Source organism: Bifidobacterium sp. M0399, assembly GCF_016100595.1.
GTDB lineage: Bacteria > Actinomycetota > Actinomycetes > Actinomycetales > Bifidobacteriaceae > Bombiscardovia > Bombiscardovia polysaccharolytica.
Genome location: NZ_JACFSD010000002.1, coordinates 374,897 through 391,244, shown reverse-complemented (window position 1 = coordinate 391,244; position 16,348 = coordinate 374,897). Strand labels below are relative to the sequence as shown.

Below are 16,348 nucleotides of genomic sequence, written 5' to 3'. Positions count from 1 at the left end.
GGTAGACCCTCTTTGTCCCCGAAATCGGCGGCTTCTGCGGCAAAGAGTCAAGCTGAAAGCCAACCTGGCGCTTCCCGAAAATCTTCGTCGGATGGCCAGGCAATCCAATCTGCCTCGTCTGCATCGGGTGCATCCCCAAATCCAGACGCTTCTACGGGTTCCGGCGCAGTTGATTCAAAGGCATCCATTCAGTCTTCCTCGGCCGATCAAGCAGCACCGTCGGCACAGGAGGAGCTGGCTCACCCGGAGGCATCCGCATCCCGTATGACCAGGCTCAAGGCCAGGCTGGCCAAGAGCCCCAACCCCTTTGGCAAGGCCCTCTTTGCCATTCTGACCAAGGACCATCTGAGCGATTCCGACTGGGAGGATGTGGAAGACACCCTGCTCATGGCGGATGTGGGCGCTGAGGCCAGCGAACAGCTGGTGAAGCAGTTGCGCGACGATGCCCGGATTACCGGGCAGAAGGATCCCGCAGCAGTACGCCGCAGTCTTCGTCAGCGCTTGATCGATCTGGTCGACCCCAATATGGACCGAACTCTGGCGGCTGCCCGACCCCAGGCCAACAGGCCGTCGGTCATCATCATGGTGGGCGTCAATGGTACGGGCAAGACCACCACCGCGGGCAAGCTGGCCAGACTCTTCGTGGCCGATGGCAAGTCGGTGGTTATGGGTGCTGCCGACACCTTCCGTGCCGCCGCCGCTGACCAGTTGGAGACCTGGGGCGGCAAGGTGGGCGTGCCCGTGGTCCGTAGCGACCGCGACGGTGCCGACCCGGCCTCGGTGGCCTTCGAAGCCGCGGAACGGGCCAAAAACGAACATGCAGATGTTCTCATCGTGGACACAGCTGGACGCCTGCAGAACAAGGCCAACCTGATGGATCAGCTGGGCAAGATCCGGCGGGTGGTTGAGAAGAACCTGCCCGTAGACGAGGTTCTGCTGGTCCTGGATGCCACCACCGGGCAGAACGGGATGATCCAGGCCCAGGTCTTCGCCCAGGCCATCGGGGTCACAGGCATTGTCCTGACCAAGCTGGACGGCTCGGCCAAGGGCGGCATCGTCGTTTCTGTCCAGCGGGAGCTGGGCGTGCCTGTCAAGCTGGTCGGGCTGGGCGAGGGTCCCGATGATCTGGCTGTCTTCGATCCCGAATCCTTTGTCGACGGCATTCTGGGAGACGAGTAGTCCGGCCAGTCGGTCGGCTAGTCGGTCATAAGGTGGTCATCCAATAGTCACCCGCAGGTAATGCGGCGGTGACCTGACCGTCATCCGCTTCCTGTTTGATGAATCGGGAAGTGGAAGAGATTCTGACGTAGGCTGTCCGGAGGGAAGTCCTCTTTATTATTGGGACTGCTCGCTCGGATGGGGAAAAGAGAGGTGTAGGCATGGATTCTGGAAATGCTGCCTGGATGCTGGTAGCGGCATCCATGGTTTTCCTGATGACTCCGGCGGTGGCTTTCTTCTATGGGGGTATGGTCCGCGCCAAGGCTGTGCTCAACATGATGATGATGTCCACGCTGGCCATTGCCGTGACTGGAATCATTTGGACCCTCTGGGGATGGTCGATTTCCTTTGCAGGCAAAGATATTGGCGGCGTCTTCGGCGACCCCATCACCGGCTTCCTGCTCAAGGACACGGTCACAGCCAAGAATGGGGTCTTCACCTCGCTTGATTCCGCAAACGCTGCCTACCCGCACACGGTGGACATCGCCTTCCAGGCCGCCTTCGCCATGATCTGCGTGGCCCTGATCTCGGGAGCCCTTGCAGAGCGAGTCAGAATCAGCACCTGGATGATCTTCGTGGCCCTCTGGATCACCTTGGATTACGCGCCCATGGCCCACATGGTCTGGAATCACGGACTGCTGGCTGCCGATGGACCCATCTCCAACGCCATCGGAGCTCAGGCGCACGACTTCGCAGGCGGTACGGTCATCCACATCAACGCGGCAGTAGCAGCCCTGATCATTGTGCTCATCATCGGCAGGCGAATCGGCTTCCCCAAGGAATCCATGCGTCCCCACAATGTGCCCATGGTCATGCTGGGCGCCTTCCTGCTCTGGTTCGGCTGGTTCGGCTTCAATGCCGGGTCTGCCTTCGCAGCCAATGGCACAGCCGGATATGCCTGGGTTTCCACGACCATAGCCGCTAGCGGTGCAACCCTGGGCTGGCTCTTTACTGAACGGATCCGTAGCGGGCATTACACCGCCATGGGTGCTGCATCCGGCATGGTCGCCGGCTTGGTGGCCATCACTCCAGCGGCCGACGTGGTTTCCCCGCTCTGGGCCATGGTCATCGGCCTCCTGGCTGGTTTCGTCTGCTGTCTGGCCTGTGGGCTCAAGTTCCGTTTCGCCTATGACGACTCCTTGGATGTGGTAGGCATCCACGGTGTGGGTGGTTTATTGGGCACGCTGCTGATAGGCTTCTTTGGTACCGGCACGGGCTTCCTGGCCGGCGGCAATTTCCGGCAGCTCCTTGTTCAGTTCCTGGTGGCGCTGATTGCGATCATCTACGCAGCTGCAGTCACTGGTGTGATCGCCTTTGCGCTGGAGAAGACCATTGGTTGGCGAGTCAGCAAGGATCAGGAGGTCATCGGTGTCGATCAGAGCGATCAGGGTGAGAGCGCCTACGACTTCGGATCCATTCTGAACTAATCAGAAAGGAAGGCAGCATGAAACTCATTACCGCCATCGTTCAGCCCGGGCGGCTGGATCAGATTAAACAGGCCCTGACCGAGGTCGGCGTGCACGGTATGACCGTCTCGTCAGCCCAGGGCTATGGTCGGCAGGGCGGCCATAAGGAGGTCTACCGGGGCAGCACTGTCAAGGTGGACCTGGTTCCCAAGGTGCGCCTGGAGGTGTTGACCGAGGATCGCCGGGTCGACGAGCTGGTCGACACCATCGTCCAGGCCGCCGCCACCAACACCGTGGGCGACGGCAAGGTCTGGGTGCAGACCCTGGACTCGGTGGTCAGGGTTCGTACCGGGGAGACCGGCGTAGACGCTATCTGAGGCAGCCTCCTGCTGCCATCTGTATGGTCGTCTTCCTGCTGACCAGTTTCGCAGGATTTCGTCGCTGTGGCCAATTTCATGGTCTAGCTGTCGGGATCCTGCTTTTTCTATGTCCGGGATTTCCTTGTCTGAGTCGTTGAGAATGGCTCTTCACGCTTGGCTGGTCTGGTCGATTGTCCCCATCCAGACATCAGTGCGCGTTCTCAAACCATTGCAGATGGCCCTGACGCCGATGAAGAGGACATTGAGTACGGCCCAGAGCATGGCTATCCGCCAGGTGGGTGTCCAGTTCATGGCCAGAGCCGTCATGCCCAGTAGTCCGATCAGGTAGATTACAGCCGTCAGGGAGCAGGTGGCCGCCAGGTAGCGATAGTCCCCGGCCCCGATCAGGATCCCGTCCAGGGCCCACATCCATCCGGCGACGGGCATGAAGACTCCCTGGACGATCATGCCCACGGTGATCAGCGACCTGATGGCTGGCGTGGGGCTGAACAGGGGGGCGGCGAAGAGTCCCAAGACGATCATGACCAGTCCGACCAGCACTCCCATGGCCATGCCGGCCTTGGCTGACAGGTCGGTCATGACCCGTGCCCGTGACCGCTGTCCGGCGCCCAGTTCGGTGGCTACCAGTGACTGACCGGCGATGCCTACGGCATCCAGCATGTTCAGTCCGAAATTCCAGGCCGAGTTGACCCCCTGATAGGCCGCCAGCACCTGCTCGCCCAAGTGGGCCGCAGCCACCACGGTCATAAAGAGGCAGACCCGCAGGGCCAGGGTCCGCAGGAAGAGTGGGAAGCCATCGCCCATGCTGGCCGCCATGCCTGAGAGTCGGGGCCGCAGCTGGGCGCCTTCCTGACGGGCCCAGACCAGGGCGGGGATGGTCAAAAAGAGCCCCATGGCCCACTCGGCGATCAGTGTGGCCAGGCCCGAGCCCAGAATGTCCATGTGCAGGCCGAAGACCAGCAGAATCTCAAGGGCGGTGTTGAGGATGGCGCCCGACACGGCGGCCACCAGGGTGATCTTTACCTTTTGCAATCCCCGGAAGATGCCGTTGGCCGCGTAGACCAGGAGCATGGCCGGAAGGCCGAAGACCAGGGCATTCAGGTAGGTCTGCGCCGCCTGCAGGACCGGCCCACGGGCTCCCATCAGGCTGCAGATGGGTCGGCTTAAAGCCAGGAGAACGGCGCAGACGACCACGCCGATGACGAAGGCCAGCCACATGCCGTCCACGCCGGCCTGCATGCCCTCCCTGCGGCGGCCTGCGCCCATGAGCCGGGCCACCTGGGAGGTGGTCCCGTAGGCCAGGAAGATGCACAGACCCACGGTGGTCAGCACCACAGTGGATCCGATGGAGAGCCCGGCCAGGGCCGAGTCGCTGATGTGGCCCACGATGGCGGTGTCGATCATGACGAAGAGCGGTGATGCGATCAGCTGGCCGAAGGTGGGTATGGCCAGTCCGGCAATGGTCCGGTAGGTCGTCCGCCGCTCTTCCGGCGTGATTGATGTGGTCTTGGTTTCGGAGATGTTCCTGTGGCTGCGCATGGACGCCATGCTAATGCTCTGGACTGAAGACACAATCCAGGAAAGCCAGTCCGTGGACGCCCTGTCGTGGATGCCGTATCACCAAACAGCCTTGAGTGCAAGCCGGATTGATGATGTGGCAGGCTGTCCCCAAGTTTTGCACAGAGTTATACCCATGAGGTGGATAAGTTGCACACATGTCCTCTAGGACACGCCTTGAATGTGGATAACTTATTTTTCTATACACATGCATGAGCAGCCTTGTACTCCGTCCAGTACGGTCGGCGCGTCCTAGTGAATGCCTTGGGTGAAATCCGCTTCTTAGGGCTGTCAAGGACGGTCCTCTTCGTAGAATCGTGGCTATGGCTTCCGACGACTACACCGACTACACCCATCCCGAACAGCGTCCCACCGATCATGCTCAGACCGGCCGCGACATGCTCTTCGATCGGGTGCCCCCGCATGACGACGATGCGGAGATGGCCGTGCTGGGCGGCATGCTCATGAGCAAGGATGCCATCGGCGAAGTCAGCCAGATGATCGAGATATCCGACTTCTACCAGCCCAAGCACCAGACCATCTACGAGGCCATCGTCACCCTCTTCTCGGCCTCCCAGCCGGTGGATGCGGTCTTGGTGGCCAACGAACTGCTCAAGTCCGGCGACCTGGAGAAAGTGGGGGGCACCGACTATCTGCACTCCCTGGTGGCCTCGGTCCCGACAGCCGCCAACGCCACCTACTATGCGGAAATCGTCCACCAGCGGGCCATCCTGCGCAATGTGATCGCGGCTGGCACCAAGATCGCCCAGCTGGGCTACTCGGCCGAGGGCTCCCAGGCCGAGGACATCGTCAATCTGGCCCAGGCCGAGGTCTACGAGATGAGCGTGGGCAGGGTCCGCCAGGATTACGAGGCCATCGGGCCGGTCGTCCATGACACCCTGGACCAGCTGGACAAGCTGCAGAACGGCGAAATGGAGCGGGGCGTGCCTACCGGCTTCAAGAGCATCGACGATGTGACCCAGGGCCTGCAGCCTGGGCAGATGATTGTGGTGGCCGGCCGCCCGGCCATGGGCAAGTCCACCCTGGGCATCGACTTTGCCCGCGCCGCAGCCCTCCACAACAACATGACCACAGTGGTCTTCTCCCTGGAGATGAGCAAGACCGAGCTGGCCCAGCGCATCATCTCGGCCGAGACCGACATCCCCCTGGTGGCCCTGCGCCGGGCGGATGACATCACCCCCGAACGTTGGAACACCCTGAACACTTTCTGGAGCAGGCTCCAGGATGCCCCACTCTTCCTGGACGATTCGCCCAACATGAGCCTGATGGAGATTCGCGCCAAGTGCCGTCGGCTCAAGCAGACCAACGACCTGAAGCTGGTGGTCATCGACTACCTGCAGCTGATGACCTCGGGCAAGCGGGTCGAATCCCGCCAGCAGGAGGTCTCCGACTTCTCACGCGCCCTGAAGCTGCTGGCCAAGGAGCTGGAGGTTCCGGTGGTGGCGCTGAGCCAGCTCAACCGCGGTCCCGAGATGCGCAACGACAAGAAGCCCATGCTCTCCGACCTGCGCGAGTCCGGCTCCATCGAGCAGGATGCCGACGTGGTCTTCCTGGTCCACCGGCCGGACTTCTACGACAAGGAGGACCGCCCGGGCGAGGCCGACATCATTCTGGCCAAGCACCGCAACGGCCCCACCGACACTTTCAAGCTGGCCTTCCTGGGCGAGAAGTCCAAGTTCAAGGACATGCCCCAGGACTACCAGCAGGGAGGGGTCTGATCATGCGGCCCACGGCTTCCAAGGCGCAGCCTGCCGATCAGCCCGGTCGTCCCCGTCGGCCTTGGCGCTCCCTCCTGGCCCTTCTTGTCGGCAAGGCGGTACGCATCGTTTCGCGGCTGTCCCATCATGGCGGTTCGGCCCTGCCTGGCAAGGTGGTCGAGCGGATCGACCCGGGCTTCCTGGCCAGGACCCTGTCGGGGCTGCCCCGTGGTGTGGTTCTGGTCTCGGGTACCAACGGCAAGACCACCACCACCCGGATGGTGGCCTCCATGCTGGAATCCCTGGGCCTCAAGGTCTTCACCAATCCGACCGGATCCAACTTCACCCGCGGCGTTGTTTCGGCCTTGGTCTCTACATTGGGGCTCTCCGGCCATCTGCATGCCGACATCGCCGTCTTGGAGCTGGACGAGGCCTATGCAGTCCACTTTGTGCGGCAGGTCAAGCCCCGCTACGCCCTCCTGCTCAATGTCATGCGCGACCAGCTGGATCGGTTTGGGGAAATCGACACCACAGCCCGGCTGCTGGGTCAGGTGGCCCTGGCCACCACGGGCACGGTGGTCCTCAACCGTGAGGATCCGCGTATTGCCAGCCTGGCCGCCCAGACACCGGCCCAGACCGGTGTGGCCTACTTTGGTCTGTCAGACGATCTGCTGACCTATTTCCCTACCGATGACGACATGCATGCCTCGGACCGGGGTGCTGGCGTTGGCAGTGCGGGCAGCGCTCCCCGTCCGGTCCGCCATGGTCACCGGCTGCCAGCCGAGGTGACCCTGGAACGGGTCATGGACCACAGGGCTGCCTTCCGCCTGGACGGTCGGATCCTGGAGACCGATCTGCGCTTGGAGGGCGTCTACAACCTCTACAATGCGGCCGCTGCCCTGGCGCTGGTGAGAGTCGTTCTGGAAGACAGGGAGCCTGATGATGCAGCGCTCATGGATGCCCTGTCCAAGGTGACGCCCGCCTTCGGCCGCGGGGAGGTCATCACTTACCAGGGCGCGCCGGTTGAGCTGGTCCTGGTCAAGAACCCCATGGGCTTCCGCCTGGCCCTGTCCTCCTTCGACCCTGCCGGACAGGACACCATGATCGCCATCCGCGACGAGTATGCGGACGGACGTGACATGAGCTGGCTCTGGGATGTGGACTTCACCTCGCTCAGGGATACCGGCGTGGCTATGGTTTCCGGCACCCGGGCCTATGACATGGCCCTGCGCCTGGCTTATGACCAGGTGCCCACCGAGGCGATCGAGACCAACCTGGATCGGGCGCTGACAGCCTTTCTGGAGGTGCATCCAGGCCGACCCAAGCGAATCTACTGCACTTACACATCTATGCTCCGGCTCCGGTCCGCCCTCGGCAGGATCACGAGCGTGGACGATGCCGGGGTGGGCGCATGAGCGAGCAAACCAAAAGGAGCGCAGGAATGCCGCAGTCGCAGGATAAGGCCAAGGCCGCAGGGACCCATCCGCCGCTGCAGATCCTCTCCCTCTACCACCGTGACATGAACATCTACGGGGATTCGGGCAACATACTCAGCGTGACCCGCAGGGCTGATCTGTATGGGTTCAGTCCCGTGGTCCGTTATTACGATCCCGGCGATGCCTGGCCGGAGCGGATCGACATGATTCTGGGCGGCGGCGGTCAGGACCATGGCCAGGAACGGATCCTCGACGACCTGCGGGAGCGGGCCGGACTTCTGCACGATCTGGCCGACCAGGATGTGCCCATGCTGATGATCTGCGGGCTCTATCAGCTCTTCGGCCATTATTTCGAGACCTCAGACCATGAGCGCCTGGAGGGGGTCGGCATCCTTGACGTGCATACCATTGCCAAGCCCAAGCGAATGATCGGCAACCTGGTGGAGCAGGCAGAGGACTTCGGCAGGGTGGTCGGTTATGAGAACCACTCGGGTCTGACCTACCTGGGGGAGGGGGCCGAACCCCTGGGCATGGTGACCGAGGATGGCCGAGGCAACAACGGCAAGGACCACACCGAGGGGGCCAGACGGAAGAAGGTCATCGGCACCTATATGCATGGGTCGCTACTGCCGAAGAACCCGGCCATTACGGACTTCCTTATCGCTGGCGCAGCCGAAAGGCGGTACGGCCAGGGCACCTTCGCCCAGATGAAGGAGGACATGGACCAGAAGAGCAGGAACGAGTTGGAGCGTCTGGACTCCTTGGCTGATCAGGCCAGTCGTATCGCAGCATCCAGGCCCAGATGAAGGAGAGCCTGCGGTTCCTGCGCAGATGTTGATCATCAGGAAAAGGGTTGTGCCGAGGGGCAAGGCGCTGTGGTCCCTCTCGCCATAGTGTTGAATCGGATCGGTCAATGATGACCAGCTAGACTGTAAAGAGAGACGGCCGCTCGTTTCTTGGCGGTCAAAAGAGCCCGGTACTTCAAGGGCGTATGAATGCTGGGAGGCATATCATGTCGGATTTGCATATCGGTGACGGATTGCACAAGGTGCTTCTGGCTGGCATCGGAGCCTTGGCCACAGGCGTGGAGAAGGGCCAGGAGGTCGTTGACAGCCTGGTCAAGAAGGGTGAGCTGACGGTCGAGCAGGGGAAGATTCTCAATACTGAGCTCAAGCGGAACAGGAAGAACCCTCCCGCTCCCGCACCTGCTGACAGCGCGCCTGCACCTGCTGCTGGCGCGCCCAGGCCTGCGACTCATGTTGCTCCTGATCCCCGTCGTCCCGACCATGAGCCCCTGGCGCCAATGCCGAATCGTCGGTCCGGGTCCATTCCCATCACCTCCAATGATCCCATTGCGGGTCAGCAGGGCTGAAGGCGGTCAATTACTGTCAGTGTCGGTCGTCTGCGCCGGAATGTCTGCTGCTGGTCGGCCATGCGGATAAAGGACGCAGGTGAGTGGTGAGTATGGATGCCATGAACGGACATGATGCCCCGGTGCAGACCATCGGCCTCTTCGGGGTCGGCACGGGAGAGCGGCAGGGGGCGGCAGTAAGGATCCGGCACAGGCGTGGCAGGGCCCGTCGACTGGCCGAGATGATCCGCATCGCCAATCGGTTCGACATCATCCACGGTCTGACCCCGGTCACCATGCGCCGATTGTTCGAGGCACTCGGACCCACTTTCGTCAAGGTGGGCCAGATTCTCTCCATGCGTTCGGAGATCCTGCCGGAGGCCTTCTGCCGTGAGCTCTCCAAGCTGCGCGCCGACGCGGATCCCATCCCGTATTCCGTGGTGACCAGCACCCTGGCCGCCGAGTATGGCCGTCCGCTCGACCAGATCTTCTCGTCCATAGACCCAGTCCCCCTGGGGTCGGCTTCCCTGGCGCAGGTGCATCGGGCCCGCCTGGTCAGCGGTGAGGACGTGGCCGTCAAAGTCCAGCGTCCAGGGATCCAAGAGACCATGGCCCAGGACATCGACATTCTGCGCAGCATGGTCAAGTGGGCCTCCCGGTTCGTCCGCAGCACCCAGGTGATTGACATCCGCGGGGTTGTCGAGGAGCTCTGGGAGACCTTCCAGTCCGAGGTCGACTTCCAGCAGGAGGCTGCGAATCTGGCGGAGTTCAAGGATTTCTGTGACTCTTACGCCTACATCGACTGCCCGAAGCCCTATCCTGCTCTTTGCACCAGGCATGTGGTGGTGATGGAGTACATCGACGGGATATCCCTCTCACGGCCCGCCCAGCTGGTGGCCCAGGGCTATGACCTGAAGGAGATCGGCATCAAGCTGGTCGACAACTATGCCACCCAGATCATGGACCGGGGCTTCTTTCACGCTGATCCGCACCCCGGCAACATCATCATCCGTGATGGCTGCATAGTGCTGATCGACCTTGGGATGGTCGGCCGCCTGGATAAGGTGACCAAATCGGCCTTGAAGGACATGATTTTTGCAGTAGGACGTGAGGATTCACCGGCACTGGCCCAGGGACTGCTCCGCTTCGCTGGCACAGGCGAGGCCAGGGCCGAGGACTACCCCTATCTTTTGGCCGACCTGGATGCGGTCGTCCAGCGGTTCGGCAAGCTGGATCTGGCCGATCTGGACATCGCCGAATACGTCAACGCCGTTATGAAGCTGGCCGCCCGGCATGGCATCAAGGTGCCGGGGTCGGTCACCATGGTGGCGCGCTGCCTGGTCACGCTTGAAGGACTCCTGGACGAGTTCCTGCCTGAGGCCAACATCGTGCAGATCATCACCGATCATGTCGGCTATAGCCAGGGCGCGGGATCCATCCTCAAGGAAGAGACCAGGAAGTTGGGTATCCAGGGCGACCTGGCCCTGCACGGGCTTTTGGGCGCCCTGGCTGAGTCCCAGACCGCAGCCAAGATGCTGACCCGGGGCCAGCTACGCGCCAATGTGCAGCTGGTGGGTTCCGAGGAACCCCTGCAGCAGCTGTCCGACATGGTCAACAGGCTGACCATGGCCCTGATTGTCGTCGGCCTCTATGTGGGTTCCTCAATCGTCTACTTCGCCCGCATCAAGCCAGTGGTCTTCGGCATCCCGGTGGTCAGCATGCTGGGATACGTGGTGGCCTTCATTCTTTCGGTCTGGATAGTCCTGGACATCCTGATCAAGCACCGGGCCCTCAAGCGTCGGCGACGCAACGGCGAAGCCTAGGCTGAGAGCCCCTTCATCATATATGGGTATAGATACTGTCTGATGCTGAATCAGCCAGCGAAGTCCTCCACGGTTTCAGGGTCCTCATGGTCCATGAAGGCGGATTTGCCGGTGTCCATGGCCCGCAGTCGGTCCATCTCCTGGTCAGTGAGCTGGAAGTCCCAGATGTCGAGGTTCTCGCGCATGCGCTCGCGGTGGGTGCTCTTGGGGATGACGATGACCCCGTCCTGGACCAGGAAGCGTAGGGCTACCTGGGCTGCGGTCCGGCCGTGCGCCTGCCCGATCTCGGTCAGGGTCGGGTTGGTGAACATCCCCTGGCGGCCTTCGGCGAAGGGTCCCCAGGATTCAATACGGGTGCCGTATTTGTCCATATAGGTGCGCTCCTGGGGACGCTGGTGGAAGACGTGGGTCTCCAGCTGGTTGACGGCCGGGACGATTCTGTTGAACTTGACCAGGTCCACATAGCGGTCGGCATAGAAGTTCGAGACACCGATGGCCCGCAGGACCCCCTGGTCATAGAGGTCCTCAAGGGCGTGCCAGGCTGCGTAGTAGTCGTTGAAGGGCTGGTGGAGGAGGACCAGGTCCAGGTGGTCAGTACCCAGCTTCTTCAAGGACTCCTCGACTGAGGCCTTGGTCTTGTCGTACCCGTAGTTGGTAATCCAGACCTTGGTGGTCAGGAAGACCTGGTCGCGGTCGAGGCCACTCTGGGCCAGGGCATCTCCGACGGCTTGCTCGTTTCCATAGGCCTGGGCTGTGTCGATGGCCCGGTACCCGGTCTCCAGGGCATCCAGGACTGAGCGGCGGCACTCGTCCAGGTCGGCGATCTGGTAGACGCCGAAACCTTCCATGGGCATGAGGACGCCGTTGTTGAGCTTGACGGACGGGACGGAGGTGGATGAATCATTCTGCATGGTATCGTGCTTCTTTCTTGGCAGATTGCTCGACGGAGTTGATTAAAGGCGGGGCATGCCTCTCTGATCTGCATGTTCAAGGATAAGGCCTTGAAGCAGCTTGAAGTCAAGCCGGCAAAGCGCGTCCAGCCTCCTGCGATGCTAGCGTGGATAATGAAGTACTGATGGCTGGAGGCGATGATGGGGTCCAAAGCACGATTGGCCGGCAAGGTCGCACTGGGTCTGGGATTCGGTGTTTTGGGAGGCTGGTGCTGGGCCCTGGCCCCTGGCCTTTCAGTGGTTGCGGGCCGGAGAAAGCCCGTCGGTCTGTCCTTGCATCCCTACGCCCATAGGGGCCTGCACGACGCTGGCTCGGGGATGGAGACGACCAATCCCAACCCTGGACAGACCGCCTACCTGCATCGTATCCATGACTGCCTGAAGGTTGAATCCGATCGTCCCTCAGGCAGGCACGCCTCGGCCCAAGCCAAGTCCCCTCGGGTAGTGGCGCCTGAAAATTCTCTGGCTGCCTTCGAGGCGGCCTGCAGGGCCGGCTACGGGATTGAGCTGGATGTTCATCTCAGCCGGGACGGCCAGGTGGTGGTCATCCACGATGGAGACCTGCAGCGGATGGCTGGCGTCGACCGGGCAGTCGCGGACCTGACCTATGAGCAGCTGCAGAGGATTCCCCTGTGCCCAAGCCCTGCCCAGGCTCTTGAGTCCGGGGAAGGAATTCCTGGCTCTGCCGACCACGATGGCGGTCCCGAAACGGAGGGCGGGGACGGGGGCCTCAACGATCCCGAGGCGCAGCATGTGCCTCTTCTGTCCGAGGTGCTCGCTCTGGTGGATGGCCGGGTGCCCTTGGTCGTCGAGATCAAGATGGACAGGGGCTTGGATCGGGAGCTCATGCGTCGGACCGATGCCCTCCTGTCCAGGTACCAGGGCCTCTATGTAATTGAGTCCTTCAACGTCCTGGCCCTTGCCTGGTATCGGGTTCACCACCCAGGCGTCACCAGGGGGCAACTGGTCGCCCCCTACCATGGCCGGGTGGACTCCCGCTCATCGGCCCTGCGCTGGATGGCCGGGTCCCTCCTCTTCAACTGGCTGGGGCGGCCGGACTTCGTGGCCTGCGAGTGGCACAGCGGGCACTCACTGCCCATGCGTCTCTATCGGTTCCTAGGTGGAACGCCCATCGCCTGGACCGTCCGCTCCGAGCATGCGCAGGAGGAGGCCAGTGCGGACTTCGACGGGATCATCTTCGAGTCGTATCTGCCCGAGAACTGAACCAGCTATATAGCCCGGAGGCTGCAGCGGCCAGGCCTATCGCCCAGAGTGCCATGGTCAGGAAGTAGCCGTAGGGGAGAGGCACAACGCTCATGTCTATCTGGCCGGACAACTGGTGGAAGATGACGGCAAGCACCCCCGCCATGGCCAGGGCTGAAAGAAGGATGGCCGAAAGGGCATCGATTACTGACTCCCAAATCGAGGAGCAGACTAATGTTCCACGTGAAACACCGGCAGCCTGCATTCTCCGATTCTCCTGGCGACGTTCATTGACTGCGATGGCGCATGCCTGGATCAGGAATATGGCCGTTAGGACGATGGCCCCGTTCGCTATCTGGGGCATGGCCCGTTGCACCTTCTGTGACCTTTGGATGTTGGAACGAATGTACTCCTTCTTGGTGCAGGCCTTGATGCCCTTCCTGTCCCATGAAGCATTGAGTTGACTGATCAGATTGTCTGTCCGAACTCCTGGGGCGGTCCTGGCCAGGGTGGTCGATCCACTGTTGTCGGGCGCCAGTTGCGACAGGTCTGCATCCGTCATCAGGTATTCGCCCGTCTGCCCTGTCGGGGTCATATCGACTACGGCGGTGATGGTCAGCGTATGGCCTTTGTCGTACCTGTCGATCAGAGTCAGCTTGCGACCAATAGGGTTTTTCTCCTGGGTGCGGCCACTTGCAATAACGGCGATCTTGCCCGGCCCCAGGTCAGCAGCGGAGCCCTTGATGAAGATTGGGCTAATTGTATTGACGCTCTTGCCTGCTTTGTTGACGTGCATAGCCATGACGGAAGGTTCGTCATTGCCGCCATTATCTTCCTTGTCCGCAGTTGTCCAGGATCCCTCGCTATAGGTGACTGCGGATTCGATGTCTGCAATGGACCGAAGTCGGCGATCCAGGTCTCTTGGATCATTGGTCTCTGCGTTGATCATGGTTTCGGCAGCGATCGGCTTATACCGGCTTATGGCTTCTTGTGCCCAGCCGGATCGTCCCAGGGCTATAAATCCGGTTACGATGACCAGCATCAGTATGATCGGCACTGCTACGGCGGTGGAGCTCCGGTTTTCCTTCCGCGCCCTTTGCCGCGCCAGGAGACCGGCGCCTCGGAAGGCCAGTTGGAAGGGGATGCCGATCAGGTTGGCACAGGCCGGAACCAGGACAGGGGCCAGGGCGCCGATGATGACGAGCAGACAGCCGGTCGAGGCCATGATCTGGATTTCAATGTCCATGCCCTTGAAGCGATGATAGACCATGGCCAGTCCTCCAGCCAGGCCGGCCAGGGCGATTATCAGGCGAAGAGGACCGATTGACTTGGTCCCTGACCGATTTCCCGAGTCCTGCAGGGCCTCGATGGGAGAGATCGCGGTAATCCTCCTGGCAGCGAACCAGGTTCCCAAGAGGCCTGCCAGGAGTATCCCTACGAAAGTGAAGAAAATTCCCGTGGGGTGGGGATGCGCGGTCATTTCCAGCGCTTCAAAGCCTGAGTTGATTAGGGACTTGGCGAATGCGGGCACCAGCAGGCATCCCGCCAAACTGCCCAGGAGGGCGGCCAAACCTACCGGAATCATGAATTCCAGTAGGGAGATGAATCTCACGGTCCTGGGAGAGGCGCCTGAAAGCCGCATCATGGCATACTCGCGACGACGGCGCTCGATCAGGAACCCCACAGAAGTGATGACGAGGAAGATGGAGACGAACCCGCATATGCAGGCGTACATTATGGATATCAGTGAAGCGCCGTCTTGTAATAACAGGGTCATAGCGCGGTCGTAGGAATTCATTGCGCGAGTATCTGGCATCCCGTCGCCCTTCCGAGCGGCAATGGCTACCTGGGCCCAGGCGCTGGTAAGGACCGAAGCGGCCATGACCGCCAAGACCATGACCGTGTAGGAGGACCGATGCTCATGCAGAAAGGATCGCACCAGGGAGGCCAGGCCAGGAGTGCGTGCCTTGGTTCGAACTGCGGTTTGCGAGCCGCCCCCGCCCATCGGTCCTGAGGTCCCGGTTCCTGCCAGCGATCTACCTAGGGAAAGGGACTTGCCCTCCATGGTGTGCTCCTTTCTCGCCCTTGAATGCTGCTGTTCTTATTGCAACACCGGGTGAAGGCCCACTCAGGGTGTTTTCAGGGTCAGACCAGGGGGAGAACCAGGGTGGCGATCAGCGATTAAGCGCTCTTGTACGAGAGGGTAGAAGTCGAGGGATAGACGGTTGGGAGAATAGATGTTGGGAGGATTACAGACATGATGACTGGTTCGCTAAGCTCCATGGCATTGCGGAGCCGGCAGTTTCTATAGCGACGACTTCATAGCGAACCTATCCTCGCTGACGGGGTAGGGGAGGGAAGCCTAGTCCATTTTGCACAGCATCTGCCGGGGCGGCCATCGAGCACCGTTGAAAAAAGGACCCGAATCGTGCAGGATTCGGGTCCTTGTCAGGTATGGGGTTCGTGCCCTGTCAGTTCGTTGGATCAGTCGATGACGCCGTAAAGGCGGTCGCCGGCATCGCCCAGGCCGGGCACGATGTAGGCGTGCTCGTTCAGCTTCTGATCGACTGCGCAGACCACCACCTTGAGGTTGATGGAGGGGTCCATCTCCTCCTTGAGGCGGTTCAGGCCCTCGGGAGCGGCCAGGATGTTGATGGAGGTCACGTCCTTGGCGCCGCGCTCGGCAAGGTATTTGGTGGCGGCGATCAGGGTGCCGCCGGTGGCCAGCATGGGATCCAGCAGGAAGCACTGACGCCCGGAGAGGTCCTCCGGCAGGCGGTTGGCGTAGGTGATGATGTCCAGAGTGTTCTCGTCGCGCTTGAGACCAAGGAATCCGACCTCGGCGGTTGGCAGCAGCCGGGTCATGCCGTCAAGCATGCCCAGTCCGGCGCGCAGGATGGGAACCACCATGGGGCGTGGGGAGCAGAGCTTCTTGCCCACCATGGGAGCGACAGGGGTCTCGATGGGGTGATCTTCGATGTCCAGGTTGCGGGTGGCCTCGTAGGCCTCAAGCATGACCAGTTCGCTGATCAGCTCGCGGAAGGTGTTGGAAGGGGTGTTTTTGTCCCGCAGTACGGTCAGCTTGTGCTCGATCAGCGGGTGTTCCAGTACGTGAAGTTCCATACCTCTCAGCGTAGCTCAGCGGGTCGGCTTCTGGTAGCGACCGGCAAGCCATGCTGCCTTCGATTTAGGAGTGGAAATGAAAACGCCGAACCATGCAAGCGCCTGTCGGCGCAAACGCCGCTCGCAGCGGCAACAAACGGAGCCCGGGGCTTAGCCATGGTCCGACGCAATCTCCATTGTAGG

General features: G+C 61.5%; 12 protein-coding genes and 1 pseudogene. 9 read left to right on the top strand and 4 right to left on the bottom strand.

Annotated elements, in window-relative coordinates; all coding sequences use genetic code 11:
• The first annotated feature begins 12 nt into the window (after positions 1-12).
• From ftsY to H3V09_RS06245, 3 genes are all read left to right on the top strand, one after another.
• Positions 13-1,179: a signal recognition particle-docking protein FtsY gene (gene ftsY / locus H3V09_RS06255; protein WP_415873507.1), complete on the top strand. Its 1,167-nt coding sequence runs from the start codon at positions 13-15 to the stop codon at positions 1,177-1,179.
• Positions 1,180-1,379: 200 nt separating this feature from the next.
• A complete protein-coding gene (locus tag H3V09_RS06250; RefSeq protein ID WP_198191246.1) occupies positions 1,380-2,645 on the top strand; it encodes an ammonium transporter in 1,266 nt (421 codons plus the stop codon).
• A gap of 17 nt (positions 2,646-2,662) precedes the next feature.
• Positions 2,663-3,001, top strand: coding sequence for a P-II family nitrogen regulator (locus tag H3V09_RS06245; protein WP_015022571.1), 339 nt, complete (start codon positions 2,663-2,665; stop codon positions 2,999-3,001).
• A gap of 150 nt (positions 3,002-3,151) precedes the next feature.
• Here the strand turns inward: H3V09_RS06245 and H3V09_RS06240 are convergent, their stop codons facing one another.
• The gene (locus H3V09_RS06240; RefSeq protein WP_232339449.1) at positions 3,152-4,543 is read right to left on the bottom strand and encodes an MATE family efflux transporter; all 1,392 of its coding nucleotides are present in this window, start codon (positions 4,541-4,543) and stop codon (positions 3,152-3,154) included.
• Positions 4,544-4,959: 416 nt separating this feature from the next.
• Here H3V09_RS06240 and dnaB point away from each other — a divergent pair, with 416 nt between their 5' ends.
• The 5 genes and pseudogenes from dnaB to H3V09_RS06215 all read left to right on the top strand — a co-directional run bounded on the left by dnaB (position 4,960) and on the right by H3V09_RS06215 (position 10,889).
• Positions 4,960-6,300 (top strand): replicative DNA helicase, encoded by a 1,341-nt coding sequence (gene dnaB, locus H3V09_RS06235; protein ID WP_046323917.1) that lies wholly within the window; start codon positions 4,960-4,962, stop codon positions 6,298-6,300.
• Positions 6,300-7,694, top strand: a complete 1,395-nt coding sequence (locus H3V09_RS06230; protein ID WP_415873508.1) for a Mur ligase family protein — start codon at positions 6,300-6,302, stop codon at positions 7,692-7,694. Before dnaB ends, H3V09_RS06230 begins: the two co-directional genes overlap by 1 nt.
• A 26-nt stretch (positions 7,695-7,720) precedes the next feature.
• The gene (locus tag H3V09_RS06225; RefSeq protein WP_198191248.1) at positions 7,721-8,521 is read left to right on the top strand and encodes a type 1 glutamine amidotransferase; all 801 of its coding nucleotides are present in this window, start codon (positions 7,721-7,723) and stop codon (positions 8,519-8,521) included.
• 206 nt (positions 8,522-8,727) lie between these two features.
• Positions 8,728-8,892: pseudogene (locus H3V09_RS09185) on the top strand (phasin family protein); the annotation flags it as partial.
• 287 nt (positions 8,893-9,179) lie between these two features.
• Entirely contained in the window at positions 9,180-10,889 is a 1,710-nt protein-coding gene (locus H3V09_RS06215; RefSeq protein ID WP_198191436.1) for an ABC1 kinase family protein, read from the top strand.
• Between the two features lie 50 nt (positions 10,890-10,939).
• On the opposite strand, the gene H3V09_RS06210 is transcribed toward H3V09_RS06215, so the two are convergent.
• On the bottom strand, positions 10,940-11,800 hold the full coding sequence (locus H3V09_RS06210; RefSeq protein ID WP_198191249.1) for an aldo/keto reductase: 861 nt from the start codon (positions 11,798-11,800) through the stop codon (positions 10,940-10,942).
• Between the two features lie 177 nt (positions 11,801-11,977).
• On the opposite strand from H3V09_RS06210, the gene H3V09_RS06205 reads away from it, so the two are divergent.
• Positions 11,978-13,063, top strand: coding sequence for a glycerophosphodiester phosphodiesterase family protein (locus H3V09_RS06205; RefSeq protein ID WP_198191250.1), 1,086 nt, complete (start codon positions 11,978-11,980; stop codon positions 13,061-13,063).
• Here the strand turns inward: H3V09_RS06205 and H3V09_RS06200 are convergent.
• Both H3V09_RS06200 and upp read right to left on the bottom strand, forming a co-directional pair.
• Positions 13,032-15,107: an ABC transporter permease gene (locus H3V09_RS06200; RefSeq protein WP_198191251.1), complete on the bottom strand. Its 2,076-nt coding sequence runs from the start codon at positions 15,105-15,107 to the stop codon at positions 13,032-13,034. The two genes, H3V09_RS06205 and H3V09_RS06200, sit on opposite strands and share 32 nt — an antisense overlap.
• Before the next feature lie 419 nt (positions 15,108-15,526).
• On the bottom strand, positions 15,527-16,165 hold the full coding sequence (upp, locus tag H3V09_RS06195) for a uracil phosphoribosyltransferase (protein ID WP_015022561.1): 639 nt from the start codon (positions 16,163-16,165) through the stop codon (positions 15,527-15,529).
• Between the last annotated feature and the right edge of the window lie 183 nt (positions 16,166-16,348).